Annotated in this window: 23 protein-coding genes; 12 read left to right on the forward strand and 11 right to left on the reverse strand. The window is 75.2% G+C overall.

Going from position 1 to position 26,534, the window contains the following annotated elements; translation table 11 throughout:
• Positions 1-13 precede the first annotated feature (13 nt).
• Positions 14-490 carry a YflT domain-containing protein gene (locus TEK04_RS14905; RefSeq protein ID WP_336405140.1) on the reverse strand — a complete coding sequence of 159 codons (477 nt, stop codon included), beginning with the start codon at positions 488-490 and terminating at the stop codon, positions 14-16.
• 106 nt (positions 491-596) lie between these two features.
• A complete protein-coding gene (gene sepH, locus TEK04_RS14910; protein ID WP_336405141.1) occupies positions 597-1,484 on the reverse strand; it encodes a septation protein SepH in 888 nt (295 codons plus the stop codon).
• 162 nt (positions 1,485-1,646) lie between these two features.
• On the opposite strand from sepH, the gene TEK04_RS14915 reads away from it, so the two are divergent.
• From TEK04_RS14915 to TEK04_RS14925, 3 genes are all read left to right on the forward strand, one after another.
• A complete protein-coding gene (locus TEK04_RS14915) occupies positions 1,647-3,431 on the forward strand; it encodes an N-acetylglutaminylglutamine amidotransferase (protein WP_336405142.1) in 1,785 nt (594 codons plus the stop codon).
• 89 nt (positions 3,432-3,520) lie between these two features.
• The gene (locus TEK04_RS14920; protein ID WP_336405143.1) at positions 3,521-5,371 is read left to right on the forward strand and encodes a S9 family peptidase; all 1,851 of its coding nucleotides are present in this window, start codon (positions 3,521-3,523) and stop codon (positions 5,369-5,371) included.
• Between the two features lie 8 nt (positions 5,372-5,379).
• Positions 5,380-6,858: a circularly permuted type 2 ATP-grasp protein gene (locus tag TEK04_RS14925; protein ID WP_336405144.1), complete on the forward strand. Its 1,479-nt coding sequence runs from the start codon at positions 5,380-5,382 to the stop codon at positions 6,856-6,858.
• Between the two features lie 9 nt (positions 6,859-6,867).
• On the opposite strand, the gene serC is transcribed toward TEK04_RS14925, so the two are convergent.
• Positions 6,868-7,983 (reverse strand): phosphoserine transaminase, encoded by a 1,116-nt coding sequence (gene serC / locus TEK04_RS14930; protein ID WP_336405145.1) that lies wholly within the window; start codon positions 7,981-7,983, stop codon positions 6,868-6,870.
• 14 nt (positions 7,984-7,997) lie between these two features.
• Positions 7,998-9,125, reverse strand: a complete 1,128-nt coding sequence (locus TEK04_RS14935; RefSeq protein ID WP_336405146.1) for a citrate synthase 2 — start codon at positions 9,123-9,125, stop codon at positions 7,998-8,000.
• Between the two features lie 183 nt (positions 9,126-9,308).
• Here TEK04_RS14935 and pdxH point away from each other — a divergent pair, with 183 nt between their 5' ends.
• Positions 9,309-9,968, forward strand: a complete 660-nt coding sequence (pdxH, locus tag TEK04_RS14940; protein WP_336405147.1) for a pyridoxamine 5'-phosphate oxidase — start codon at positions 9,309-9,311, stop codon at positions 9,966-9,968.
• A complete protein-coding gene (locus TEK04_RS14945) occupies positions 9,965-11,227 on the forward strand; it encodes an MFS transporter (protein ID WP_336405148.1) in 1,263 nt (420 codons plus the stop codon). The genes pdxH and TEK04_RS14945 overlap by 4 nt, the downstream gene beginning before the upstream one ends.
• On the opposite strand, the gene TEK04_RS14950 is transcribed toward TEK04_RS14945, so the two are convergent.
• Positions 11,212-11,619, reverse strand: coding sequence for a hypothetical protein (locus tag TEK04_RS14950; protein ID WP_336405149.1), 408 nt, complete (start codon positions 11,617-11,619; stop codon positions 11,212-11,214). The genes TEK04_RS14945 and TEK04_RS14950 overlap by 16 nt on opposite strands.
• Before the next feature lie 65 nt (positions 11,620-11,684).
• On the opposite strand from TEK04_RS14950, the gene TEK04_RS14955 reads away from it, so the two are divergent.
• A complete protein-coding gene (locus TEK04_RS14955; RefSeq protein ID WP_336405150.1) occupies positions 11,685-12,857 on the forward strand; it encodes a glucose-1-phosphate adenylyltransferase family protein in 1,173 nt (390 codons plus the stop codon).
• Positions 12,858-12,873: 16 nt separating this feature from the next.
• Here TEK04_RS14955 and TEK04_RS14960 read toward each other — a convergent pair whose 3' ends face one another.
• Entirely contained in the window at positions 12,874-13,167 is a 294-nt protein-coding gene (locus tag TEK04_RS14960; RefSeq protein WP_336405151.1) for a hypothetical protein, read from the reverse strand.
• The gene (locus tag TEK04_RS14965; RefSeq protein WP_336405152.1) at positions 13,164-13,511 is read right to left on the reverse strand and encodes a hypothetical protein; all 348 of its coding nucleotides are present in this window, start codon (positions 13,509-13,511) and stop codon (positions 13,164-13,166) included. Before TEK04_RS14965 ends, TEK04_RS14960 begins: the two co-directional genes overlap by 4 nt.
• A 374-nt stretch (positions 13,512-13,885) precedes the next feature.
• Here TEK04_RS14965 and TEK04_RS14970 point away from each other — a divergent pair, with 374 nt between their 5' ends.
• Entirely contained in the window at positions 13,886-14,452 is a 567-nt protein-coding gene (locus TEK04_RS14970) for a TIGR00645 family protein (RefSeq protein ID WP_336405153.1), read from the forward strand.
• Positions 14,453-14,462: 10 nt separating this feature from the next.
• Here the strand turns inward: TEK04_RS14970 and TEK04_RS14975 are convergent, their stop codons facing one another.
• The 4 genes from TEK04_RS14975 to TEK04_RS14990 all read right to left on the reverse strand — a co-directional run bounded on the left by TEK04_RS14975 (position 14,463) and on the right by TEK04_RS14990 (position 18,976).
• On the reverse strand, positions 14,463-15,119 hold the full coding sequence (locus TEK04_RS14975) for a response regulator (RefSeq protein WP_336405154.1): 657 nt from the start codon (positions 15,117-15,119) through the stop codon (positions 14,463-14,465).
• Positions 15,116-17,350, reverse strand: a complete 2,235-nt coding sequence (locus tag TEK04_RS14980; RefSeq protein WP_336405155.1) for an ATP-binding protein — start codon at positions 17,348-17,350, stop codon at positions 15,116-15,118. The genes TEK04_RS14975 and TEK04_RS14980 overlap by 4 nt, the downstream gene beginning before the upstream one ends.
• On the reverse strand, positions 17,347-18,126 hold the full coding sequence (locus TEK04_RS14985; protein ID WP_336405156.1) for a hypothetical protein: 780 nt from the start codon (positions 18,124-18,126) through the stop codon (positions 17,347-17,349). Before TEK04_RS14985 ends, TEK04_RS14980 begins: the two co-directional genes overlap by 4 nt.
• Before the next feature lie 100 nt (positions 18,127-18,226).
• Positions 18,227-18,976: a hypothetical protein gene (locus TEK04_RS14990; RefSeq protein WP_336405157.1), complete on the reverse strand. Its 750-nt coding sequence runs from the start codon at positions 18,974-18,976 to the stop codon at positions 18,227-18,229.
• 160 nt (positions 18,977-19,136) lie between these two features.
• Here TEK04_RS14990 and TEK04_RS14995 point away from each other — a divergent pair, with 160 nt between their 5' ends.
• The 5 genes from TEK04_RS14995 to TEK04_RS15015 all read left to right on the forward strand — a co-directional run bounded on the left by TEK04_RS14995 (position 19,137) and on the right by TEK04_RS15015 (position 26,532).
• Positions 19,137-19,589, forward strand: a complete 453-nt coding sequence (locus TEK04_RS14995; RefSeq protein ID WP_336405158.1) for a hypothetical protein — start codon at positions 19,137-19,139, stop codon at positions 19,587-19,589.
• 126 nt (positions 19,590-19,715) lie between these two features.
• A complete protein-coding gene (locus TEK04_RS15000; protein ID WP_336405159.1) occupies positions 19,716-19,991 on the forward strand; it encodes a hypothetical protein in 276 nt (91 codons plus the stop codon).
• A gap of 7 nt (positions 19,992-19,998) precedes the next feature.
• Positions 19,999-20,289, forward strand: coding sequence for a hypothetical protein (locus TEK04_RS15005; RefSeq protein WP_336405160.1), 291 nt, complete (start codon positions 19,999-20,001; stop codon positions 20,287-20,289).
• Positions 20,290-20,455: 166 nt separating this feature from the next.
• A complete protein-coding gene (locus TEK04_RS15010) occupies positions 20,456-22,291 on the forward strand; it encodes a protein kinase domain-containing protein (protein ID WP_336405161.1) in 1,836 nt (611 codons plus the stop codon).
• Positions 22,292-22,302: 11 nt separating this feature from the next.
• Positions 22,303-26,532, forward strand: a complete 4,230-nt coding sequence (locus TEK04_RS15015; RefSeq protein WP_336405162.1) for an FtsK/SpoIIIE domain-containing protein — start codon at positions 22,303-22,305, stop codon at positions 26,530-26,532.
• The last annotated feature ends 2 nt before the right edge of the window (positions 26,533-26,534 follow it).

Genomic DNA, 26,534 nt, shown 5'->3' on the forward strand with positions numbered 1-26,534 from the left:
AGGTGCTTGCCCGTCAGCCGCGGAGGCTGAGGCGGGCCAGGTGCGCGCGGGCGTCCTCGGCGAACTGCGGGTTGCACAGGACGTCGTAGCGGCCGGCGACGATCTTCTGGCCGGTGGTGGCGAAGTCGCGACGCCCGCGGGTGGCCGCGAAGGAGGCCAGGCCGAACAGTGCGCCGAACACCACCCCGATCACCAGGCCGGTGAGCACCGAGCTGATCCAGCTCGACCCGTCCGGGGCGAAGATGCCCAGCAGGAGACCCACGAAGAGACCGAACCAGGCGCCGGAGGCCGCGCCGGCGCCGGTGGCGCGGGCGTAGGTGAGGCGACCGACCACCTGCTCGACCGAGCGCAGGTCGGTCCCCACGATCTGCACGTTCTCGACCGGGAACTGCTCGTCGCTGAGGTAGTCGACGGCGCGCTGGGCCTGGGCGTAGTCGGCGTAGGACCCCACCTGGACGCCCCCGGCAGGCATGGACACCGATGCGGTCATGGTCTTCCTCCTCGTGCTGCGGCCGTGTTGCCGACCCCAGCACTACCCGGCGCGACCAGGACGAACACGGGTGCCGGCAACCTCACAGCAGACGCACGGCGCGGGTTCAGCGGTGGCGGCGGACCCCGAAGACGATGTCCTCCCACGCCGGGATGGCCGCACGCGGGTCCTCGGCCTCGGGGTCGATGCGGTCGAGGACGACGGTGTCGTGCTCGGGCCCGTCGTCGCCGGACAGCAGGACGTCGACGGGGCGGCCGTCGACGGGCACCACGTTGCGCACCTCGTCGTCGGCGTCGGCGTCGGCGTCGGCCTCCTGCGCCGACCAGTCGTCCTCCGCGACGGCGGGGACGGCGCGGGCCGGGGTGGCCGGCAGGCCCGCCGGCACGTCGGGGACGACCCGCACCAGGCGGGTGCCCTCGGCGAAGTCCATGGTGGTCGCGTCGACCGGGGTGACCGTGCGGGTGCTGGTGTCGTAGCTCCACTTGGTGGTGCCGGACTTGTGACCGGCCTTCCACGCGGCGCGCACCTGCCAGCTGCCGTCGTCGGTGCGGTGGGCGTCCCAGCGCACGGCGTCGAGGTCGGCGCCCAGCAACCGCAGGCGGTCGGTCATGAACTGCAGCAGGGGCACGCTCGGGGTGCCCTCGCTCAGCCGCACCCGTGCGGCCTGGGCCTGCTCGGCGACGCGGGCCCGCTCCTGCAGCACCGGGTGGGCGAACCGCATGATGCGCTCGACCGACGTGCCCGACGCGTGCGCGACCTGCTCGGGGGTCTCGCCGGCGCGGATGCGGGCCTGGATCACCCGGGGCGGCAGGGCGTTGGCGGCGTCGAGCTCGATCTGCCCCATGCGCTGCGCGTCGCCGCGCGCGGCGGCCCTGAGCCGGTCGTCGATGGGCAGGTGGAACCGCTCGCCGTTGTCGATCGAGTCCGGCACGTCCGCGGCGAGGACCAGGCTGCGGCCGTCGTCGGAGAGCGCCACGAGGCGCAGGGTGCGCATCAGTGCGACCTCCAGGACGGACGACTCGGGACAGGTGACCGGAGCCGAGGCTAACCGCGTCGGCGCGCAGCCCGGGGTGGACACGCCAGGGCGTACCAGGACATGCCGACGCAACACGCACCGGGCACGCTGGTGCAGCGCAGACACCGGAGGGGGGCGCCCGTGTGCGGGATCGCGGCCGAGGTCAGGTTCGACGGCGAGGTCGCCGACGTCGGCGCGGTGGCCGCGATGTGCGAGGTGCTGGCCCCCCGCGGGCCCGACGGCTCGGGGGTGTGGCAGTCCGGACCGGTCGCCCTCGGGCACCGGCGCCTGCGGATCATCGACCTGTCCGACGCCGGTGCCCAGCCGATGGTCGACATCGAGCTCGGGCTGACCTGCGTGTTCAACGGGATCGTCTACAACTACCGCGAGCTGCGCGAGGAGCTGCGCGGGCACGGTTACCGCTTCGCCTCCACCAGCGACACCGAGGTGGTGCTCAAGGCCTACCACCGGTGGGGCGCGGCCTGCGTGGAGCGGTTCCTCGGCATGTTCGCGTTCGTCGTCGTCGAGCGCGACACCGGCCGGGTGGTGGTGGCCCGCGACCGGCTGGGCATCAAGCCGGTGTACCTCAGCAGGGGACCGGGCCGGGTGCGCATCGCCTCGACGCTGCCGGCGCTGGTGCGCGCCGGCGGGGTGGACACGAGCATCGACCGGGTCGCCCTGCACCACTACATGAGCTTCCACGCCGTCGTCCCGGCGCCGCGCACGATCCTGGCCGGGGTGGGCAAGCTGCCCCCGGCCACGGTGCGCACCTACGAGCCCGACGGCCGCGAGTCCGACCACGTGTACTGGTCCCCGGTGCACGAGCGCCGCGCCGACCTCGCCGGCCTGTCGCCCGCCGACTGGCAGGACGCCGTGCTGGACAGCCTGCGGACGGCGGTGCGCCGGCGCATGGTGGCCGACGTCCCGGTCGGCGTCCTGCTGTCGGGCGGGCTGGACTCCTCGTTGATCGTCGGCCTGCTGGCCGAGGAGGGGCAGCGCGACCTGGCCACCTTCTCCATCGGTTTCGAGGCCGTCGGCGGCCGCGAGGGCGACGAGTTCGCGTGGTCCGACGTCGTGGCCGAGCACTTCGGCACCGACCACCACCGGCTGCTGGTGCCCACCGCCGACGTGCACGCCGGGCTCGACGGCGCGATCGGCGCGATGGGCGAACCGATGACCAGCCACGACTGCGTCGCCTTCTACCTGCTGGCCCAGCAGGTGAGCCGGCACGTCAAGGTCGTGCAGAGCGGGCAGGGCGCCGACGAGGTGCTGGCCGGGTACGACTGGTACCCGCCGCTGGCCGACGTCCCGGTCGAGCGGGCCGTCGGCGCCTACGCGTCGGTGTTCGTCGACCGGCCGCACGCCGAGCTCGCCCGGGTGCTCGCCGACCGCTGGATGCTCACCGACGACGTCAGCCGCGCGTTCGTCGCCGACCACTTCGCCCGGCCCGGCGCCGACACCACCCTGGACCGGGCGCTGCGGCTGGACTCCACGATCATGCTGGTCGACGACCCGGTCAAGCGGGTGGACACCATGACCATGGCCTGGGGCCTGGAGGCCCGGGTGCCGTTCCTGGACCACGAGTTCGTCGAGCTGGCCGCCGCCGTGCCGCCGGAGCTCAAGCTCGCCCAGGGCGGCAAGGGTGTGCTCAAGGAGGCCGCCCGGGCGGTCATCCCCGCGCACGTGATCGACCGGCCGAAGGGCTACTTCCCGGTACCGGCGATCATCCACCTGGAGGGCGAGTACCTCGCCAGCGTGCGCGAGGCCCTGCACGCCCCCGAGGCCCGTGCGCGCGGGTTGTTCCGCACGGAGTACGTCGAGCGGCTGCTGGCCGAGCCGAACACCCACCGCACCACGCTCGGCAGCAACCAGCTGTGGCAGGTGGGGCTGTTGGAGCTGTGGCTGCAGCGGCACGGCATCCGCTGAGCGCGCTGCGCCGATACAGCAGCCGGCAGGAACATCCGTCGCTGCCTGGCTGCTGGACGCCCACGACGCACCCGACGAGCGGAGGTGGCATGACCCGGTCCGACCTGCAGCGCGCCCGACCCGACGGCACCCCCGGGGTGGCGGCCGAGCTCGCCTCCGCGGCCGGCGCCTGGTGCCCGGCGCTGGCGCCCGACGGCACGCGGGTCGCCTGCGTCGGCGACCGCTCCGGCCGGCCCCGGCTGGAGGTGGTCACGCTCGACCAGCGGACGCCCCCGGCGGTGCTGTCGGGCCCCGACCAGGAGGTGGTGTCGGTCGCCTGGTCCCCCGACGGGGCGTGGCTGGCCTACCTGGTCAGCCCGGGCGGGTCCATCTGCGCGGAGCTGTGGGCGGTCCGCCCCGACGGCACCGACCGGCGGCGGGTGCTGGGGGAGGACCCGCGCACCACGGTGTTCGCCGGTGGCTGGACCGCGCGACCGGGCCACTACGCCTGCACCGTCTCGCGCGGGGCGGAGGCCGACGTCGTCGTGGTCGACGTGGTCACCGGGGCCGTGCGCACCCTCGCCCGCGGCGGGTTCCTGGCCCTCACCTCGGTCGCCCCGGACGAGTCCCGGCTGCTGGCCCGGCGCGGCCCCCGCGGCTGGCGGCACGTCGTGCTGGTCGACGTCGCCACCGGCCGGCAGCAGCGGGTGGTCCCGGCCGGTGCCCCCGGCGGGCGGCAGAGCGAGGACGGCCGGTTCGCCCCCGACGGCCGGGCGGTCTACCTGCGGGCTGCCCAGCCCGGCCCGCTCGACGAGGACCGCACGGCGCTGGTCGTCGTCCCGCTGGACGAGGACGGCGTGCCCGGGGCGGCCCGGGTGGTCGTGGGCCGCCGCGACGCCGACCTCGACGGCTACGCGGTGCGCGCCGACGGCACCGTGCTGTGCGTGTGGAACGCCGGCGGCACCACCGAGCTCGACGTCCGCCGGGTCGCCGACGGCGAGCTCGTGCGCCGCATCCGGCTGCCGGAGCCGGTGCTGCCGGGGTGGTCGCTGGCCGCCGACGGCACCGGCCTCGTCGCCGAGCTGACCGGCCCCGGCACCCCGCGCAGCCTGCACCACCTCGACCTGCGGGAGGACTCGGCCGGCGCGGTGTCCCGGCTGCCCAGCTCGCCTCGCCGCCCCGACGCCGACCTGCTGGTCACGCCCGTGCGGCACCACTACCGGGCCTCCGACGGGCTCGCGCTGGACGGCTGGCTCTACCGCCCGCGCGGGGCGGTCGGCCCCCAGCGCACCGTCGTCAGCTTCCACGGCGGGCCCGAGGGCCAGGAACGGCCGGTCTGGTCACCGCTGGCCCAGGCGCTGGTGGCCGCCGGCGTCACCGTGTTCGCGCCGAACGTGCGCGGCTCGGGCGGCCGGGGGACGGCGTTCGCGGCCCTGGACGACGTCGGCGCGCGCGAGGCGTCCTTCACCGACGTCGTCGACACGGTGACCCACCTGGTCGAGGCGGGCATCGCCGCGCCCGGTCGGGTCGGGGCGCACGGGTGGTCCTACGGCGGCTACCTGACGCTGGTGGCGCTGACCCGGTGGCCCGACCTGTTCGCCGCCGGGGTGTCCCTGGCCGGCATGAGCGACCTGCGCACGTTCTTCGCCGACACCGAGCCCTGGATGGCTGCGGCCTCGGTCACCGAGTACGGCGACCCGGCGGCCGACCGCGAGATGTTGGCCACCCTCAGCCCGGCGACGGCGCTGGGGAGGTTGCGCGTACCCGTGCTGCTGGCGCACGGTGACCGCGACACCAACGTCCCGGTCACCGAGAGCGTGCAGGCCCACCGGGCCCTGACCGCGCTCGGTCGGCAGGCGGAGCTCCTCCTGCTGCCGGGCGAGGGCCACACCGTGGTGGGCCGGGAGAACGTGGTGACCGTGATCGGGGCGACGGTCGGGTGGTTCGACCGCTGGCTGTGAGGGGTCGCATGACCGGGACGACGGACCTGTTCGCGCGCTACCCGGGCTCGACCGGGGACGAGGCCGTGGGCGTCGGCGGTGCGCTGCGCCCCGGGTACGACGCCCTCGCCCCGGCGGTCGAGCAGCTCGGCGGCGTGGGGCTGGCCGCCGCCGCCGTCGAGATGGGCCGCGAGCGCCGCGCCCGCGGCGTCGTCTTCGGCTCGTTCGTGGACGGCGCCCTGGTCGAGCAGCCCTTCCCCGTCTGCCCGCTTCCCCGCCTCGTGCCGGCCGCCGACTGGGCGCACCTGGCCCGCGGGGTCGAGCAGCGCACGCGGGCGCTCAACGCCTTCCTCGCCGACGTCTACCGGCCGACCGGCCGCCGCCGGGGCGAGGCAGGCGGGGCGCCGGAGGCGGTGCGGGCCGGGGTCCTGCCCGACTGGCTGGTCACCCGCAGCCCCGGGCACCGCCCCGGCGCGGTCCCGCTCGCCGGGCCGGGTCAGGCGCGGGCCACCGTCGCCGGGCTGGACCTGCTGCGCGGACCCGACGGCTGGGTGGTGCTGGAGGACAACCTGCGGGTGCCCTCGGGCATCGGGTTCGCCATCGTCAACCGCGACAGCACGCGCGCGGCCCTGCCCGGGCTGCTCGCCGACCGGCCGGCCCTGCCCGAGCCGCACGACGCGGTCGCGGTGCTGCGGGCCGCGCTGGTGGACGCCGCCCCACCCGCGTGCTCCGGCACCCCGCAGCTGGCACTGCTCACCGACGGCCGGGTCAACACCGCGTGGTTCGAGCACCTGCTGCTGGCCGAGGCGATGGGCGCGCCGGTCGCCACCCCCGACCGGCTGTGGGCGCGGGCCGACGGCGGGGTCGAGGTCGAGGTCGACGGCGAGCGGGTGCCCGTCGACGTCCTCTACCGGCGGTTCGACGAGGACGACCTGGCCGGCCACCTGAACCCGGTCGGCACCCCGCTCGACGTGCTGGTGGGCGAGGCCGTGCGGGCCGGCAAGCTGGCGCTGGCCAACGTGCCCGGCAACGGCGTCGCCGACGACAAGGCCACCTACTGCCACGTGCCGGCGATGATCCGGTTCTACCTCGGCGAGGAGCCGGTGCTGGCCACCGTGCCCACCTGGGTGCTGGCCGACGCCGACGACCTCGCCGCCGTGCGCGGCCGGCTCGGCGACCTCGTGGTGAAACCGGTCGACGGCTACGGCGGGCAGGGCGTGGTGTTCGGGCCGACCTGCTCGGCCGCCGAGCTGGCCGAGCTGGAGGCCGCGGTCGACGCCGCGCCGCACCGCTTCGTGGCGCAGGAACCGGTCGACTTCTCCACGGTGCCCACCCTGGTCGAGGGCGCGGTGGTGCCGCGCCGGGCCGACCTGCGGGTGTTCGCCGTCGCCGGGGTGAGCACCCGCGTGCTGCCGGCGCCGCTGACCCGGGTGGCCCTGGAGGAGGGCTCCCTGCTGGTCAACTCCAGCCGCGGGGGCGGGTCCAAGGACACCTGGCTGGTGCCCTGAGCCGCTCCGCTACAGCTGGCCGACGACGTGGTCGATGCAGGCGGTCAGCGCGGTGACGTCGTCGGGGTCGACGGCCGGGAACATGCCCACCCGCAGCTGGTTGCGGCCCAGCTTGCGGTAGGGCTCGGTGTCGACCACGCCGTTGGCCCGCAGCGCCGCAGCGATCGCGGCGGCGTCGACCGACTCGGCGAAGTCGACCGTGCCCACCACGTAGGAGCGGTGCGCCGGGTCGGCCACGAACGGGGTGGCGTACTCGCTCCTCTCGGCCCACTCGTACAGCCGCGACGACGAGTCCTGCGTGCGGGCGACGGCACCCGAGAGCCCGCCGAGGCCGTTCAGCCAGTCGAGCTGGTCGGCCAGCAGGAACAGCGTGGCCACCGCCGGGGTGTTGTACGTCTGGTCCTTCGAGGAGTTGTCGACCGCGATCGACAGGTCGAGGAACCCGGGGACCCAGCGGTCCGACGCCTTGATCTCCGCGACCCGCTCGAGGGCCTTCGGGCTCATGAGCGCCAGCCAGATGCCGCCGTCGGCGGCGAAGCACTTCTGCGGGGCGAAGTAGTAGACGTCGGTCTCGAGCACGTCGACCGGCAGCCCGCCGGCCCCGGAGGTGGCGTCCACCAGCACCAGGGCGTCGTCGTCGGCACCCTCGGGGCGCACCACCGGCGCCATGACGCCGGTCGAGGTCTCGTTGTGCGCCCAGCCGTAGACGTCGACGCCGGCCACCGCCTCGGGCAGCGCCAGCGAGCCCGGCGCCGCCTTCGTGATCACCGGGTCGGCGAGGAACGGCGCCTCGGCGACACCCGAGGCGAACTTCGCGGAGAACTCGCCGTAGGTGCCGAAGGCCGAGCGGTCGCGCACCAGGCCGATGGCCGCGGCGTCCCAGAACGCCGTGGTGCCCCCGTTGCCGAGCACCACCTGGTAGCCCTCGGGCAGGTCGAACAGCTGGGTCAGACCCTCGCGCACCCGGCCGACGAGGTTCTTGACCGGCGCCTGGCGGTGGGAGGTGCCCATGAGGGCAGCCCCCTCGGACGCCAGGGCCGCCATCGCCTCGAGGCGGACCTTGGAGGGTCCGCACCCGAAGCGTCCGTCGGCGGGCAGCAGCTCGGCGGGGATCTCGATCGACATCGGTGCGCTCCGGCTCAGGCGGGGGAGAGGACGGACTTGTCCTTGATGGCGTCCCAGCCCTCGACCTCGGAGGGCTTGCGGGTGTCGGGGCCGACGTAGCGGGCCGAGGGCCGCACGAGCCGACCGGTCTCCTTCTGCTCCAGGATGTGCGCGCACCAGCCCGCGGTGCGGGCGCAGGTGAACATCGAGGTGAACATGTGGCTGGGCACCTCGGCGAAGTCGAGCACGATCGCGGCCCAGAACTCGACGTTGGTCTCGATCGGGCGGTCGGGACGGCGCTCGCGCAGCTCGGCCAGCGCGGCGTCCTCCAGGGCCTTGGCGGCCTGGAAGCGGGGCGCGCCCAACTCCTCGGCGGTGCGGCGCAGCACGCGGGCGCGGGGGTCCTCGGCCCGGTAGACCCGGTGCCCGAAGCCCATGAGGCGCTCCTTGCGGTCGAGCAGGTCCTTGACGTACTTCCGCGCGTCGCCGCTCTTCTCGACGCCGTCGAGCATGTGCAGCACGCGGGAGGGCGCCCCGCCGTGCAGCGGGCCGCTCATCGCGCCGATGGCGCCGGAGAGGGAGGCCGCGACGTCGGCGCCGGTGGAGGCGATGACCCGGGCGGTGAAGGTGGAGGCGTTCATGCCGTGCTCGGCGGCCGACACCCAGTAGGCGTCGACGGCGGCCACGTGCTTGGGGTCGGGCTCGCCGCGCCACCGCACCATGAAGCGCTCGACGATCGTGGAGGCCTCGTCGATGCGCTTCTGCGGGACGGCGGGGATGCCGATGCCGCGGGCGGACTGCGCCACGTAGGACAGGGCCATGACGGCGGCGCGGGCCAGCTCCTCGCGGGCCTCGGCGGCGTTGATGTCCAGCAGCGGGCGGTAGCCCCAGATCGGGGTGAGCATGGCCAGGGCGGCCTGCACGTCGACCCGCACGTCACCGGTGTGCACCGGGATCGGGAAGGGCTCGGCCGGGGGCAGCCCGCTGGGGCCGAACCTGCCGTCGACCAGCAGCGCCCACACGTGGCCGAAGGTGACCTTGCCGACCAGGTCCTCGATGTCGACGCCGCGGTAGCGCAGCGACCCGCCGTCCTTGTCCGGCTCGGCGATGGTGGTCTCGAAGGCCACCACGCCCTCGAGGCCCGGTACGAAGTCGTCCGCCATCCTGCATGCTCCTCTGCGCGCGGGACCCGCGTGCGAACGTCTCGGCACACGGCTGACGACAACCTAGGTCAACGCGACCCGGCCGGCTCAACCGGCCGGTCCCGGGCAGCCGGAGCTGCGACGGGTGTCACACCGGGTCCGGGGCGGCGCCCGGGGTGGTTGCAGGGTGGGAGCATGGCCTGCGTGCCCGACCCGACCGTGCCCGACCTGACGACGATGCGCCGCGACTACGACCAGGGCAGCTTCTCCGAGGACACCCTCGCCGCCACCTGGCTGGCGCAGTTCCGGCGGTGGTTCGACGACGCCGTGGCCGCCGAGCTACCCGAGCCGAACGCGATGGTGCTGGCCACCGCCGACCCCGACGGCGCCCCCGACGCCCGCGTCGTGCTGCTCAAGGGGCTGTCCGAGGACGGCTTCGTGTTCGTGACCAACGGCGCCTCGGCCAAGGGCGCGCAGCTGGCCCTCGACGACCGCGTGGCCCTGGTCTTCCCCTGGCACGCCCTGCAGCGGCAGGTGCGCGTGGTCGGCACGGCCGAGCGGCTCGACGACGCCACCTCCGACGCCCACTGGGACCCCCGCCCGCGCGGTGCGCAGCTGGCCGCCGCGGCGACCGTGCAGTCCTCGGTCGTCGACGGGCGCGAGGAGCTGGTGCGCGCCTTCCGGGAGCTGGACGAGCAGACGGAGGGCGCGCTGCCGCGGCCGGCGTCCTGGGCGGCCTACCGGGTGACCCCGCAGCGGGTGGAGTTCTGGCAGGGCGGCCACGACCGCCTGCACGACCGCCTCCGCTTCGAGCGCGACGACGCCGAGGGCGGCAGCTGGGTCGTCCGGCGCCTCGCGCCGTGAGCCGCGGCTGGGCGCTCGACACCCGGCCGCTGCGCATCCCGGCCTTCCGGCGGCTGTTCGCCGGGGTGACGGTGACGATGCTGGGCCAGCAGATGACGCTGGTCGCCGTCCCGTTCCAGGTCTTCCAGCTGACCGGCTCCTCGTTCCTCGTCGGCGTCACCTCGGCCGTGGCGCTCGTGCCGCTGGTGGTGTTCGGCCTGCTGGGCGGTGCCATCGCCGACGCCGTGGACCGGCGCCGGCTGATGCTGGCCACGTCGATCGGCGCGGCGGTGACCAGCGCGCTGCTCGCCGTCCAGGCCGGTCTCGGCTGGGACAACCTGGCCGTGCTCTGGGTGCTGACCGCGTTCGTGTCCGCGTTCGCCGCTGTCAACCAGCCCACGCGCAGCGCCGCCATCCCCGCGGTCGTCGGGCCCGCACTGGTGCCGGCGGCCAACGCGCTGGCGATGACCGTCCGGCAGATCGGGGTCATCGCCGGCCCGCTGCTGGCCGGGGTGCTCATCGGCCAGGGCGAGCTGTTCCTCACCTACGTGGTCGACGCCCTCGGCTTCGCGGCCGCGGTCTGGCTGGTGCGGGGGCTGCCGCCGCTGCCGGTGCTCGGGGCGGCCGGGCGGGTGCGGCTGGGCTCGGCGATCCGCGGCGTCGGGGAGGGGTTCGCCTTCCTGCGCACCCAGCCGGTGCTGCTCATGACCTTCGTCGTGGACGTCGTCGCGATGCTGTTCGCCTGGCCGCAGGCGGTCTTCCCGCAACTGTCGGAGACCACGTTCGCCGGCGACGCCAACAGCCTCGGGTGGCTCTACGCCGGCATCTCGATCGGCTCGCTGGCCATGGGCCTGACCTCGGGCTGGGTGAGCCGGGTCGACCGGCAGGGCGCGGTGGTGCTGGCCGCCATCGCGGTCTGGGGCGTGGCGATCGTCGGCTTCGGGTTCGCCGGGTCGTTGTGGTTCGCCGTCCTGTGCCTGGCCGTCGCCGGGGCCGGGGACATGGTCAGCGCCGTCCTGCGGTCCTCGATGCTGCAGCTGGCCGCCCCCGACGACATGCGCGGACGCATGCAGGGCGTGTTCATCGTCGTGGTCGCCGGTGGCCCACGGCTGGGCGACCTGCGAGCCGGCGCGCTGGCCAGTGCCTTCGGGGTGTCGGTCGCGATGTGGACCGGTGGCGTGGTGATCGTGGTGGCGATGGCCGTCGTCGCCGTCGCCGTCCCGTCGTTCTGGCTGTTCCGGGCCTCCCGGGTCGCGCCGGCGGCTCAGACCGGCGGGTAGTCGGGGGCCTCGTCCGGGCGCAGGGCGCCGGTCAGCTTGAGCGTGCCGCCGAAGGCGGCCTTCGCCGGCTGGACGAAGCGCAGGGAGTCCCGCACGTCGCGCTGCCAGGCCTCGCAGGCGACGACCAGGTCGCCGTCGGCGCCCGGCTCGACCACGACCACCAGCACGCGCCAGGCGCCCAGCTCCAGTTCGCGGGCCGCCGACGCACGGATCGACTCGGCCGACCGACCGACCGGGCGGGTCTCGCGGGCGGGCTCGTCCCTGCGCTGCTTGACCAGCAGCCGGCGGGGGTCGCCGACGAGGTCGGCGAGCTCGCGCTCGACGTAGGTGCGGGCCCAGGGGAGCAGGCCGGAGGCCACGCGGGTGGTGGGGGCCTTCTTGCTGAAGAACATGCCGCAGGGATCGGCAGGCCGGGCCGTGTGCTTGAGCGCGACCGCCCCGGGGCACTGCCGAGCGCATGGCGTTGTCGAAGGTGCTCGTGCTCGTGCTCGCCGGTGGGGCGGGGGGGCGCCTGGAGCTGCTCACCGAGCAGCGTGCCAAGCCCGCGGTCCCGTTCGGCGGCGTGTACCGGCTCGTCGACTTCCCGCTGTCGAACTGCCAGCACTCCGCGGTGGCCGACGTGTGGGTCGCCGTCCAGTTCCACCCCGCCTCCCTGTCGCACCACCTGGCCAACGGACGCCCGTGGGACCTCGACCGGACCACCGGCGGGCTGATGACGCTGCCGCCGTTCCGCGGGACCCACCGGGGTGGCTGGGCCACCGGCACCGCCGACGTGCTCTGGCGGCAGGCCGACCTGGTGCGGGAGGCGGCCCCCGACGCGCTGGTGGTGGTCAGCGCCGACGCCGTCTACAAGCTGGACTACCGCGCGGTGGCCGAGCAGCACCTCGGGTCCGGCGCCGAGGTCACGATGGTGACCACTGAGGTCGCCGCGGACGACGCGTCGCGCTACGGCATCGTGCAGGTCGAGGGCGAGCGGGTCACCGACTACGCCTACAAGCCCGAGGAGCCGGCGACGACGACGGCCACCAACGAGGTCTTCGTGTTCAGCCCCCGGCCCACCCTCGACCGGCTCGAGGCCCTGGCCGCCGACGCCGGGGACGACGGGCTCGACGACCTCGGTTCGCAGCTGCTGCCCGCGCAGACCGCCGACGGGCTCGCCCGGGCGCACCGGCTCGACGGCTACTGGCGCGACGTGGGCACCGTGCCCGCCTACTGGGAGGCGCACATGGACTTCCTCGCCGACGAGCCACCGCTCGACCTCGACGACCCGGCCTGGCGGGTGTCCACCCGCGGTGGCCGGCACTCCGCCGCCCGGCTGCTGCCCGGCGCGTCGGTGGAGGCCTCGCTGGTCTCCGGGGGCACCCGGGTGGCCGGGGCGGTGCACCGGTCGGTGCTCTCACCCGGCGTCGTGGTGGAGGAGGGCGCGACCGTCACCGACTCGGTGCTGCTGCCCGGCGTGCGCGTGCGTGCCGGGGCGAGGGTGCACCGGGCGGTGCTCGACGACGGCGTGGACGTCGGCCGCGGGGCGGTGGTCGGCGGCGACGGTGACGTCGCGTTGGTCGGGCGGGCGGCGGAGCTGGACGACGGCTCCGAGGTCCCTGCCGGGGCCCGGCACCCGGAGCAGGAGTGACACCGATGCGGTCCACTCAGCCGATGGCGTCGCCGACCGTCATGTCCCGGTTGCTGCCGCACACGTAGTCGGTGTTGGGCCCCCACATGGGGTTCCCGCCGCCCTGCACGCCGAGCTCCGAGCTGATCCGTACAGCGGCGTCCCACCGCTCACCCTGGGGCGCCGAGATGTAGTCGGCGCACGAGGTGTCGGCGGTGATGCCTGCAGGGCCGCACGCGGCCGCCGACCCGCTGCAGAGCGCCAGGAGGAGTGCGGCCGCCCACGTCCGAGAACGGTGCGTGGTGCCGACCCACGCGACGGTCCCCGTCACCTCGCGAACGCCCCGAACATGCCCAGCACGGCGATGATGGTGAGGACGTAGATCCAGCTGCTCACCCAGTAGCTGCCGCGGCTGAGGACGACGTACACCCCGTAGGCGATGGCCGCCAGACCGAGGGCCGCGGCGCCCGCCGTGCCGTGGCCGACCTGCACCCCGATGACGATGATCGCGATCCCGCTGATGACGTAGCAGGCCGCGTTGAGCACCCGCGAGAGCGGGATCCCGGCGACCGGGGCCGCGTCCCCCACGAACCTCGCACGTCCGTACCCGTCGTCCCGAGGGCTCGTCGTGCCGTTGGTGGTGGGCCGGTTGCTGCGCCGAGCAGTGGCGGTCACCTGTCCCGGCCGGGTGCTGCGCCGAGCCGTGGCCGTCACCGGAATCGAGCGGACGTCGCCGGCCGGGGCGCACAGTGCGCAGCTGCGGCGCTGGGCATCGGTGGTGCACGCCACGCACCCCGTCGTCAGATCCATTGTTCCCCCCGTTCGGGCACGGCGCTCCCTGCGTCGGCAGCACCGACCATCGAGCGATGCGGCGGCCGGGTCAAGGCTCTGAGCTGCGGGTACCCCACGTGCGGTACTCCTGCCCCTCCGGCCCTCGAGCATCTCGACAGACCTGGGGCGGCGTGCGCACGATGCTCGCGTCGGGGCTGCGACGGGCGCAGCCGGTGGGGTCGGTACGGGGGAGCCGGATGGAGCACACGGTCGGGGCGGTGGCGGTCGATCCGGGCACCGCCCGGGCGGTCGAGGAGCCCAGCCGCCCGGCGGAGGACCGGACCGAGCGCGCCCTGTTCGCCAGCCGGTGGGTGCTGTTACCGATGTACCTCGGTCTCATCGGCGCGCTGCTCGTGCTGGCCGTCAAGTTCCTCCAGGCCTTCTGGCACCTGGTCAGCCATGCCGCGGCCGAGGAAATGAAGACGGTCACCCTCGGCGTGCTGGAGCTGCTCGACATCACCCTGCTGGCCAACCTGGTGCTCATCATCGTCTTCGCCGGCTACGAGAACTTCGTCAGCAAGATCGGGGCCGCCCGGGACTCCGAGGACCGGCCCAGCTGGATGGGCAAGGTGGACTACTCCGGTCTGAAGATCAAGCTCATCGGCTCACTGGTGGCGATCTCAGTCATCTCGTTGCTTCAGGACTTCCTCAACGTCCAGCCCGAGACCTACGGCAACCTGCCGTGGCGCATCGCCATCCACATCACCTTCGTGATCTCGGGTGTCCTGTTCGCGGTCATGGACTACGTCGCCGACAAGCGCGCCCTGTTGGGGGACCACCGCTGACCAGGCGCGGTCAGCCGGCCGCAGGGGGCACGTAGCCGTCCTCGACGGCCCGCTTGTAGAGGTCAAGGCGGGTGTGCGCCGGACGACCGAGCTCGGCGTACTTGACCTTGATCCGGCGCAGGTGGGTCTTCAGCGTCTCGGGCTGCATGCCCAGGTGCCGGGCCACGGTGGGCAGCTTCGCGTCGGTGCTGGTGTAGCGGATGAGCACCGATTCCTGCTGTCCCGACAGCTGCGGCCGCTCGCGCACGGCGCTGGCCAGGGCCCGGAGCATCTCCGGGGACACGGCCTCGCCCCCTGCCGCGACCTCGCGCACGGCCTGGGCGACGTCGGCGATCTCGCGGTGCTTGTTGACGTAGCCGGCGGCGCCGGCCCGGACGGCCTCCATCACCAGCTGGGCCTCCTCGTAGGCGCTGAACAGCACCACCTCGGCCCCGGCGGCCCGCAGGACCTCCACGTTGACCGCGGGGCGGCTGCCGTCGTCCAGTTGGAGGTCGAGCAGCACCACGTCGACCGCCGCGTCGGCGAGCCGGTCGACCAGCTCCGGCACGGTGCGGGCCACCGCCACCACGGCGATGCCGGTCTCGGCGGGGGTGAGGTCGGCGGCGAGGCCGCGCGCCACGACCACGTGGTCGTCGACCACGCCGACGCGGACCGGTTCGTGGGTCACTGGGGTTCCTCGCGGTCGAGGGTGGCTCGGGTCGACAACCAGAGACTGCCGTCCTGGATCTCCACATGGGGTGGGTCCCAGGTACCCCACGTGGGGTACCCGTCCGGTCGCCGACCGCCCAGGTCGTGGGCGACCAACGTCAGAGCGACGTCGGACCCGGTGGTCAGCACTGTGACCTCGGCCTCCCCGGACCACCCCGCATCGCTGAGCCGGCCCAGCACGCCGGCGCACCCGTCGACGGCGGACGCCGCGGTCCGGTCGGACAGCGAACCGATCGGGAGGGTGCCGCGGACAGCCAGGTCGACCCGCTGTGCACGCAGGTCGACGGCCAGCTCGACCAGCCGCCGCAGCAGGAGATCGGCGTCCCCGCCCTGGGTGAGCAGGGAACGGACCAGCCGTGCGTCCTGCCGGCAGCGGGCCCGCACCGAGTCCTGCTGGGGGTCGAGATCTCCCCGGGCCAGCCCGTCCAGGGTGTCGGCGACCGCCAGGCGCACGACGGGCAGCAGTCTGTCCCGTTCGCCAGCCAGGGCGTCGGCGTCCTGGTGCCGGTCGGCGTGGGTCTGGTGGAGCAGCAGTGCCTGTCGGGCCTGGTCGGCCCGTCGCCGCAGCGACGACACGACCACGATCGCGGCACCGACCTGGCCCAGGTGCACCGCTGCTGTCGAGCCGGCTGCGGCGGTGCATGCCGGACCGGCGTCCGTGGCCAGCGAGGCGGCGAGCCCGTAGCTGCTCAGCGTCGCGACGAGACCGAGGACGGCGTCGCGGTGGGGGCGGGCCACGGCGAGGAGCAGGCCGGCGGCACCGGCTCCCAGGGCGGCGGGTGTCGGCGGCGCGGCCAGCGCCGTGCAGCCTCCTGCCGGGAGATTGGCGAGGAGGACGACGACGGGGCCGGTGATCGCGAGGAGAGCCGCCAGCCCAGCGGGGAAGCGGTGGGTCCACCCGAGCACCAGCACGACGACGGCTGCCACCGCGCCCAGCGCCCACCCGGCCGTGGCTGGTGCGGTCCGGCCGGGGACGAGCAGGACCCCGGCCGCACCGGTGAGGAGCGTGCCCCCGGTCAGCCAGAGTGCTGCGGTGAGTGGCCCGCGGTCCGACCAGGGCGTGGGCAACGGTACCGATGAGACCGGCGTGGCGAGGGGGGACCGCAGCACCACGGCGGTACCGCGGCCGGTCTCGGAGCGCACCAGTCCCTGCCCGCCGACCGCGGCCATGCGTCCGGCCACCGAGTCCGGCAACCCCAATCCGACGGGGGGGCCGGAGCGGACCCCGGCGCCCTCGTCGATCACCGTGACCTCGACCTGGTCGGCGTGCCGACGGACCCGGACCCGGGCACGCTCCACCTCGGCGTGCTTGGCCACGTTGGTGAGGGCCTCGCCGGTCGCCAACCGCAGCGCGGCCGCCACCGGCCCGGCCACCTCGACCTCGTCGCCGGAGACGTCGACCCGCAGCCCGCCGAACCTGGGCGCGGCGGCCGTGCTGCGCAGCGCCTCCAGCAGCGGCATCCCGGCTTCTGGCCCGGGTGGCGGCTCGCGCAGTGCCGCCGCCGAGCGCTCGAACTCCGCCCGCAGTTCGTCGGGGTCCGCGCGCCGCGTCCAGCCCGCGCCGACCGCCGACAGCGTGGTGAGGACGGTGTCGTGCAGATCGGCGCGGGCGGCTCGGCGGGCGCGGTCCCGCGCCTCGTCGGCGCGCAGGGTGCGACGGTCGGCCAGCAGGCCGGCCACGAGACCGTCGGTGCGTTGCCGGCCGACCCTGATCGCCCGGGCCACGAGCACCGCGGTCAGGCAACTGGTCGCCGTCACCAGGACCGACTCGACAAGGGTCAGCGGGATCGTCGTGTCGGTGCCCGAGCCCAGCACCCAGGCGGCGAGCCACGCCTGCAGGACGACCGCGGTCACCGCCGCCGCGGGGGCCGGCAGCGTCAGGCCGGCCACGGCGGCGGCCGCGGCGGAGAGCGACAGGGTCGCTATCCCCTCCGCGACCGGTCGGGTGGAGCCCAGGGCCGCCAGCGCGACGGCGGCCCCCGCCGTCCAGACCGAGCCGCGCAGGGCTCCGGACGCCGGGCGGACGAGCGCCAACCAGCGGTGCGCGGCCGTGGCGAGTCCGACTGCGACCACCGCCACGAGGGGCACCGCATCGGGGCGCCCCACCACCGCCGGCACCAGTGCGGACAGGACCCAGGCCCAGCCCAGGACGTCGACGGCCGGCGGGACCGGCGCACGCCCCCGGTTCACGCGCAGACGGGTACGGCCATGTCGGTATTGTGGGTGTAGGGGCGTTGGCCCTCGACGTCGCCGTTCCAGAAGGTGTTGGCAGGCGCCCAGCGCCCGTCCCACTCGTCGGTGGCCAGCAGGTACCAGAAGCCGTCCGGGGTCACGCTGGGGATCACGGGCGAGTAGTAGCGGCAGACGACCTGGACGTAGGCGTAGGCCGGGACGGTGACGTTGGTGCCGGCCAGCGTGCGCGGGTCGCTGAAGGTGTTGGAACCTTGGCTGCCCGCCTGCTCGGTGTACAGGGTGCCGTCACCGGTGGTCGGCAGGGGAGGCAGGTCCGGAGTGGGTGCCGTCACCGTCGCCGTCGCCGTCGCGGGGGCAGGCTCGCCCAGGACGGCTCGGGTGGCCAGCACGGACACCAGCGCGGTGACCACGACCAGGGCCGCGGCACCTAGCATGAGCGCGACCCGGCTCGGGGCCGCGGGCCGGTCGGGCGGAGACACCGGCCCGGGGACCGGTCCGCAGGAGTCGATCAGTCGCGGCGCCCCGGCCGACCCGGGGTAGCCGAAGTCCTGCCGCAGTGCCCAGGCATCGAGGTCGCGCACGGCCCCGGTCACCGCGGCGCGGGGGTAGTCACCGCGCACCCAGTTGTCGAGGGTTCGGGCGCTGACCCGGTTGCCGGAAGCGCGGACGAGGGCGTCTTTGCCGCCGACGTGGTCGACGAGCCACGAGATCTGCGCGACGAAGGGGTCCGGGGCCGGGCCGGGGGCGGCTGGGTGCTGCTGGGTGTCGGTCATACCGGGTCCTCCGTGGGTCACCCCGGCGGGTGACATGGCGGGCACGGTAACCGAGAACCACCGTCATCGGGACTGCGCACCGCGCGGTCCAGGAACCCGGTCAGGACCCGGGGGCCCAGCGGGTGGACGTCGAGCAGACGGGGACGTCGAGGTCGGTGGCGTACCCGTCGTCCTGGCCCGGTTCGGCTCCTGGCGCGAACCCGTCCGCGGCGGCCCAGAGGCCGGCCCAGGCGCCGGAGTCGACCAGGTACCACCAACCGTCCAGTCCTTCCGACGGCATCGGTGCCGCCTCGATGCGGCACCGCACGTCGACCGTCGCGCCGGCAGGGACGGCCCCGCCCCCGACGGTGAGGCCGCGGGGGTCGGCGTAGGTGTTGACGCCCTCGGCCGCCACCGTCTGCGGGCGGGGACGGCCGTCGCCCTGGCTGGGCAGGAAGCCGGCGATGAGGTCGGTCGTGGCCGCCGGGGTGGCCATCGACGGGCGCCTGCTGTGGTCGGTGATGACGAGCGTGACCCCGACGGTGGCTCCGACGACGGTCAGCTGAGCGGCGGCCAGTGCCGACCAGCGCCGCCACCGGGGCGCACGGGCCGGTGGCGGGACCGGCTGGCGTCCGCAGCTGGCGACCAGCCGTGGTGCGGCTGCGGCGTCCGGGTACCCGAAGTCCTGCTGCAGGGCCCAGGCGTCGAGCTCGCGGACGGCTCCGGTGACCGCGGTCCGGGGATAGCCGCCCCGGCTCCAGGTGTCCAGGGTGCGCACCCCGACGCGGCGACCGCAGGCTTTCACCAACGCCTCCTTGCCCCCGGCCGTGGCGATGAGCCACGTCAGCTGGCGGACGAAGGGGTCATTCACGGCGCCATGGTCGCACCATGGCGCTGACCAGTGGTTCTGCGCCGACCGGCAGAGACCGGCGCCGACTTGCGCACGCGCGCGATGGCGGGCTGCCGCACCGGCCCGGTGGCATGGAGACGTGGTCGAACGGGGGAGCAGTAGGAGGCCGGTGCGCCGGTCCATGGCGCGGTGGCTGGGGCGGTCGGCGGAGGAGCGGGCGGGCCCCGAGCACGTGGTGGTGGTCGAGGCGGTCCTGCCGCTGCTCGGTCCCCCGGAACGGTGGGCGGTCTACACCGTGCCCGGTCCCCGTGACCTGCCCGGTCCCGACGCGCCGCGGGGGCGCCGGGAGCGCTGGTGGCGCGACCACGTGTCGGCGGCGGGGGAGGCCCTGCTGCTGCTGGAGCCCGGCGTCCACGCGGGCAGCGTTCGCCGGGCCGTCCAGGTCCTGGTCGCCGTCGCGGTCGCTCGCGAGCGCGGTGCAACCGATGCCGTCGACATCGCGGCCCGTCGGGTCGTCACGGACGCGCTGGACGCGCCCGTCGAGCTGGGCCGGGCCCACGGCGGCGACCTGGCGCCCACCACCGCCGTGGCGGTCGTCCGCCAGGTTGCCCTCTGGCTGACGCCGGCCCGCTGACCTGGTTGTCCACCACGCGGGGGACGTGTCGAGGGGGTGACCCGCGGCCCGCGGTGACCCAGGGTGTCGGTCGACGGTCCGGCTGCTGTGCGGGACCGCGACCCATCGAGGGAATCGGGGAACGGCATGACCATCCACCAGGGCACGACGACCGGGACCTACGCGCCGGCCGGCGCTGTGCTCCCCAGCCGGACGATGACCATCGTCATCACGGCGCTGTTCGGCGTCTTCGGGGCGATCCCGGCGGCCATGCACGGTTCACGTGCGGAGCGGTTGGGCGGCAGCAGCAAGCCCTACTGGATGGCGTTCGGCGTCACCATGGTGGTGTCGATCGTGCTGTACGTCATCCTCTTCGCCGGGGTGATCGCGGCCATGGCCGCCGCGATCTCGAGCGCGAGCTGAGCCGGCCGTGACGGCTACCCCTCTCGCGGCGCCGTCCGGCCTCCTGCCGGCGGCCACGCCGTCCAGGGCGGTCGCGCCGGTCGCCCTCCCCGGCTGTGCGCTCACCGTCGTGGTGACCGCGCTGTTCGGCCTCCTCGGGCTCGTCCCGGCGGCCGTGCACGCATCCCGTGCGGAGCAGGCGGGGGCCAGCGGCCGGGTCTACTGGGAGGCCTTCGGGACGACCTTCGCGGTCTGCGTCGTCTTCTACGTCGTCGCGCTGGCGGCGTTGCTCACCTCCCTGTCGACCTGGTCAGGCTGAGCGACCGGCCGCGGCGCAGCGGATCGCGGTGTGCCGCCGCGTACCCCCGAAGTGGTACGCGGCGGGCGGCCGGACGGCGCGGTCTGCGGGTGAGAGTGACGCGGCTGCCCGGGCGACCGGGCGACGGACCCCGGGGAGGCCTCGGGGCGGTGGGACGGGGGGCGACGTGGACGACAGCAGTGGTGGTCAGGCGCTGGGCAGCGGGTACCTGCTCCAGGAGCCGCTGGGTTCGGGTGCCACGGGTCAGGTGTGGCGCGGGACGACCCGTGAGGGCGAGCCGGTGGCCGTCAAGGTGCTCCGACCCGAGCTCGGGTCGGACCCGGCCGTCGTCGCCCGCTTCGTCCAGGAGGCCCAGATCCTCACGCGGCTGAGCGGCGACCACCTCGTGCGGGTGCGGGACCTGGTGGCCGAGGGTGCGCGGCTGGGCATCGTCATGGACCTCGTCGAGGGGCCCGATCTGCGCACGGAGCTGACCCGGCGAGGCACCTTCGCGCCGGCGGAGGCGGCTGAGGTCGTCGACGGACTGCTCGCCGGCCTGGCGGCGGTGCACGCCGGCGGTGTGGTCCACCGTGACGTCAAGCCCGAGAACGTGATGCTCGAGGGTGGCCGCCCCGGCGGTGTGCGGGTCACCGACTTCGGCGTGGCCCGCATCGCCGACGCCGGCACGGGCGCCCGCCGGACGACGGTCATCGGGACCCCGGAGTACCTGGCACCCGAGGTCGCCGACGGTGGCGAGCCCACCCCTGCCAGCGATCTGTACGCGGTGGGCGTCGTGCTCTACGAGCTCGTCGCCGGGGTCACGCCCTTCGCCGGGGGCAGCCCGCTAGCTGTGCTGCGCCGCCACGTGGAGCAGCAGCCGGCGCGGCCCGACGGCATGCCGGACGCGATCTGGCAGGTGGCCGTCGAGCTCCTGGCCAAGGACCCGGCCAGACGCCCGGCCGGGGCCGAAGCCGTGCGGTCCCGCCTCGTGGCCAGCGCTCCGACCCTGGCCGGGCTGCCCCCGCTGCCTGCCCTGGCGACCCCGCCGGCACCGGCGGCGGTCAGCCAGCCGACCGTCACAGGCATCCGCACCGAGGCCGCGGTGCAGGCCGCGGCCCCGCGCAGTCCGGCCCCTGCGCCGCGGCGTCGTCGGCGAGGCATGCTGGTCGGGCTCGCCGCGCTCGTCGCCGTCGCGGTGGCGGCGGCGGTCGTGGCCTTCGTCGTGACCCGCCCGGCCGACGCCGGCACCGACCCGGCCGCCGCCGGGGCCACGACCAGCAGCGCCGCGAGCACGTCCCGGAGCACGTCCTCGCCGCGGTCCACCACCCCCACCCGCACGACGACGCCCAGCCCGACGGCGGGTTCGGTCCCCGCCGTCACGGGGCTCACGCTCTCGGCCGCGCAGACCGCGCTGACCCAGGCGGGGCTGCGCGTGGTCACCACCGAGGCCCTCGACAACTCGGTGAACGACAACACCGTGACCGCCCAGGACCCGGTCGAGGGGGCGGCCGTCGAGCGGGGCAGCACGGTGACGCTGACCGTCGCCCGCCGGGCAGTGGTCACCTACCTGTCCTCCCTGCAGCCGGTCCAGACGAGCGGGGGGGACGTCTCGACCCAGCCCATCACAGTGAACGGCACGAACTACGTGCGGTCGGTCTGGTTCCAGCCGTACTGCCAGCTCCGCAGCGTCCAGTACGACCTCGGTCGGCACTACCGCCAGTTCACGGCCGTGATGGGGTTGGGCGACACCAGCGACTCGGAGGCCGAGGTCCAGTTCGACGTCCTCGTCGACGGGCGCAACGTCCTGTCCCAGATCACCACCCTCGGGGCCCCCATCGACCTGGACGTGGACGTGACCGGCGGACTGCGGCTGGAGATCAGCGCCACCCGCGTGGAGGCGGGTTGTCGCGGCGGCGACTACGCGTACGCGGTGTGGGCCGACGCGCAGCTGTCCGGGGTGCCCGGCGAGGTTCCGGGGAGCTCCGGGGCGCCGACCACCGGCACGGCCACCCCCACGCGCTGAGGACGACCGCAGTGCGTTGGGAGTTCAGCCTCGTCGGCCGCAGCGGACGGCGCCGGGACCTCCTCGTCGAGGCGGCCCCCGCGGCGACGGCCGCGGAGGTGCTCGCCGGCTTCGTCGACCCGGCAGGGCCGTCGGTCCACGACGGTGCCGACCCGGTCGACCTGGACCAGGCGGTCGGTGCCGGCCCGTTGCGCAGCGGCCAGGTGCTCACCGTGGGCGTCCCCGGGGACCCCAGGCCCTGGCTGCTGGACGGTCCCGCGCTGCTCATCGTCGGCGGAGCGGCGGCCGGCAGCGTCCACCCCTTGCCGACGGGGAAGGTGGTCGTCGGTCGGGCGGCGCCGGCCGACCTGGTCGTCGACGACCCGACGATGTCCACCCGGCACGCCTCGGTGCGTCTGGTGGACCGCGGGCTCGAGATCCGGGACGAGGGGTCGAGCAACGGCACGGTCGTCGGCGGCGTCCGGGTCGGAGACCGGCCGGTACGGGTGGCCCCGGGGGAACGGTTCCTGCTGGGCCAGGCCGTCCTCCAGCTCGCGGCGGCCCGAGTGCCCGACGGCTCGGCCGAGCGGGGTCCCGACGGCGACCTCCTCTTCAACCGGGTCGTGCGGTACCGCACCCCCGAGCCGGTGGTCCGGGTCGTGATGCCCACCGCTCCGGAGGACCCGGCGCGCACGGGCGTGGCGGTCCAGCTGGTGGGCAGCGCCGCGATGCTCGTGACCGGCGTGCTGGCCGCCGTGCTGCTCGGCAACCCGCTGTACGCGGTCCTGGGGGTCGTCGCGCCGGTGGTCACGATGGGGGTGATCCTGGTCGGTCAGCGCACGGCACGACGGGACGCCCGGCGACGCCACGAGTCGTTCCTGTCCCGTCGCAGGGAGGCCGAGGACGGGCTGCGTGCGGCGGCACGGGAGGAGGCCGAGCGCGAGTGGGCGGCCACCCTGGACCCCGCGTCGTGCGCGCTGGCCGCCGCGGGTCCCACCGCCGAGCTGTGGTCGGTGGACGGCGGGGACGAGACCGCGCTGCGGCTGCGGATCGGCACGCACGACCGACCTGCGCGGATCGCCGTGCAGGACGCCGGCACCGAGGCGCCTTCGCCGGTGCTGCTCGCCACCCCGGCGGTGGTCGACCTCCGCACGCACCCGGTGCTGGGCATCGCGGGCTCGATCGAGCACGCCCGTGCGGCCGCCCGTGCGCTGGTGCACCAGGTCGTCGTCTCGCGCAGCCCCGAGGACCTCGTCGTGGTCCACCTGTCGTCGGACGGCGCCGCGGACGGCTGGTCCTGGCTGCGCTGGTTGCCGCACGTGCGCGGCGCCGACGTGCACACGGTGGCGCCCGGCGCGGAGGCGCTCGAGCTGCGGCTCGAGGAACTGTCGGCCCTGGTGCGTCAGCGCTCCGGCCTGGCCGGGTTCGGCATGGTGCAGCGCACCCTGCTGCCGGAGGTGCTCGTCGTCCTCGACGGCGCCGGCGCGCTGCGGACCAGGCCGGCGGTGGTCGGGCTCCTGCAGGGCGGCGGCGCACTCGGCATCCGGGTGGTGGCCGTCGACTCCCACCCTTCTCGTCTCCCGGCCGAGACGTCGGCGCGATTGCTCCTGGACGCGACCGGCTCGACGGGCGAGCTGCAGGTCAAGGGAGCCCCACCGGTCACGGGTCTCACCGTGGACCTGGTCGCGGGCGCGGTGGCCGAGCGGAGCGCCCGGGCGTTGGCGCCGCTGGTCCCGCTCGGGGGGCGGGAAGGTGGCGCGCTGCCCGACGTGGTGCGCCTGGACGACCTGGTCGGAGGCGGCACCCGGGACGTCGGGCGCATCGTGCACCGCTGGGCGAACGGCCCCGAGGGGCGGGCGGTGCTCGGCGTGGACGACGACGGGCGCACCGTCTCCGTCGACCTGGTGGACGACGGGCCCCACGCACTGGTCGCCGGCACCGTGGGGGCGGGCAAGAGCGAGGCGCTCCGTGCGCTCGTGGCCGGGCTCGTGCTGTCGGCCGGCCCCGCGGACCTGTCGTTGCTGCTCATCGACTTCAAGGGCGGCGGGGCCTTCGGCCGGTTGGCGACGTTGCCGCACGTGGTCGGGTACGCCGACGACCTCACCATCGGCGGGCACCTGGCCGACCGCCTGCTGACCTCCCTGGCCGCCGAGCTCGACCTGCGCAAGGCCCGGTTCAAGGCGGCCGGGAACGTGGACGGCCTCCGGGACTACCGCAGCGCGCGCCGGCGTCTCCCGGAGCTGCCGCCGGTGAGCCGGTTGGTCATCGTCATCGACGAGTTCGCCGAGCTCAAGGCGGCCCAGCCCGACTTCGTCGACGGTCTGGTGCGGGTCGCCCGCGTGGGCCGGTCCCTCGGGGTGCACTTGGTCCTCGCCACCCAGCAGCCGGCCGGGGTCGTGACGCCGCAGATCCTCGACAACTCCAACCTCAGGCTCTGCCTCCGGGTGCTGGACCCCGGCACCAGCCAGGATCTGGTCGGTGGACCCGAGGCGGCCGGGTTCCCGCACCGGGCCAAGGGCCGCGCGGCCCTGCGGGTGGGCGAGCGGTCTGCCGTCACGATCCAGACGGCGTGGGTGAGCGGCCCCGTGCGGTCCGGCGCCCCGGGGGACGTCGCACCGCCCGTCGTCCGGGTCCTGCCGTGGTCGGCGTGCGGGGTCCCCGTCCGGTCGGCCGCTCGTGCCGAGGACGCCCCCGACGGGCGCACCGACCTCGACGACCTGGTCGGCGTCGTGGACGAGGCCGCAGCCGTGTCCGGCCAGCGCCGGGCCCGCCGGCCTTGGTTGCCTCCCTTGCCCGCCACGTTGCTGCTGGACCGGCTGACGGCGGCCACGACCGGGGCGCCCGAGCAGGTGCCCTTCGCCCTGGAGGACCGCCCGGCGGAGCAGACCCAGGTGCCGTTCACGGTGACCATCGGTGGGGGCAACGTGGCCGTCGTCGGCGGCCAGCGCTCGGGTCGATCGACGGCGCTGCGGACCCTGGTGACGGCCGTGGCCCGCCGGGTGTCGCCCGACGACCTGCACGTCTACGTCATCGACCACACGCCGTCCTCGGCGCTGCGTGCGCTGGCCCGGCTACCGCACTGCGGCGTCGTCGCCACGCGGACCGAGCGCCACCGGACCGAGCGGCTGGTCGAGCGCCTGGCCGGCCTGGCTGCACGGAGGTCCGCGCTGCTCGCCGAGCACGGCGTCTCCTCGTGGGCCGAGCTGCGCCGGGCCCGGCCCCTGGCCCCGGCTCCGGTGCTGGTCGTCCTGGACGGCTGGGACAGCCTCGTCCAGTCCTACAGCGGACACCAGGAGGGGCCGCGGACCACACTGCTGCGGTTGCTGGACGAGGGGCCGGCGCTCGGCATCCAGTTCGCGGTCGCCGGTGGGATCGGGGTGCAGAAGATCCTCGGTGCTGTCGAGCAGGTCCTCTGCCTGCGGTTCGAACAGCGCGACCAGATGGGCGACTTCGGCGTGCCGCACCGCGAGCTGCCCACCGAGATCGCGCCGGGACGTGCGCACCGGCCCGGGTCGGGCGACGCCGTCCAGATCGCCCTGCTCGCGGAGGACCCGGGCACCGAGGCGCAGAACGCCGTCGTCGGTCAGGTGGCGGCGGACTGCGCGCAACCTGTGCGGGACAGGCCCTTCCGCCTGGACGACCTGCCCGCCCGCATCGATCTGTCCGACGCGTTGCGGCTGGCCGGGCGCCCGGCCGGCGCAGGGCCGCGATCGGTCCTGGTCGGGGTCGGGGGCGATGAGCTGGCCGGCCGGTGGATCGACCTCGACCGGCTGGAGGGACCGCTCGTGGTGACCGGACCGGCCGGTTTGGGGTGCACCGGGGCCCTGGTGTCCCTGGCCGCGCAACTGGTCACCTCCGGGGTGCCGACGCTGGTCGTGGTCGGGCGCGTCGAGGACGAGCACCGTTTCGGCGACGCGCGGGTGGTCGACCCGCGCGCCGCGGTCGAACTGGTACCCGGGACGGTCCTGCTGGTCGACGACGCGGGCCGGGTGGCCGACGACGCGCCCCTGCTGACGGCCGCGGTGGGCAGCCCCGGGGTGCGCCTCGTGCTGGGCGGCGACCCTGCCCGGCTCGGTGGGTACGGCGGGTGGCGTCTGGTAGCGCGCGGGGTCGCCGGGCTCTGGTTCTCCCCGCGCACGGGTTTCGGCGAGCTGACGGGCACCCCGATCGGGTCGGACACCGCGTTCTCGGCCGGCCCGGGCCGGGCGCTCCTCAGCCATCGCGGCGACCGGGAGGTCGTCCAGGTGCCGTGGGCCGGGTGAGG

Source organism: Klenkia sesuvii, from assembly GCF_037083825.1.
Classification (GTDB): domain Bacteria; phylum Actinomycetota; class Actinomycetes; order Mycobacteriales; family Geodermatophilaceae; genus Klenkia; species Klenkia sesuvii.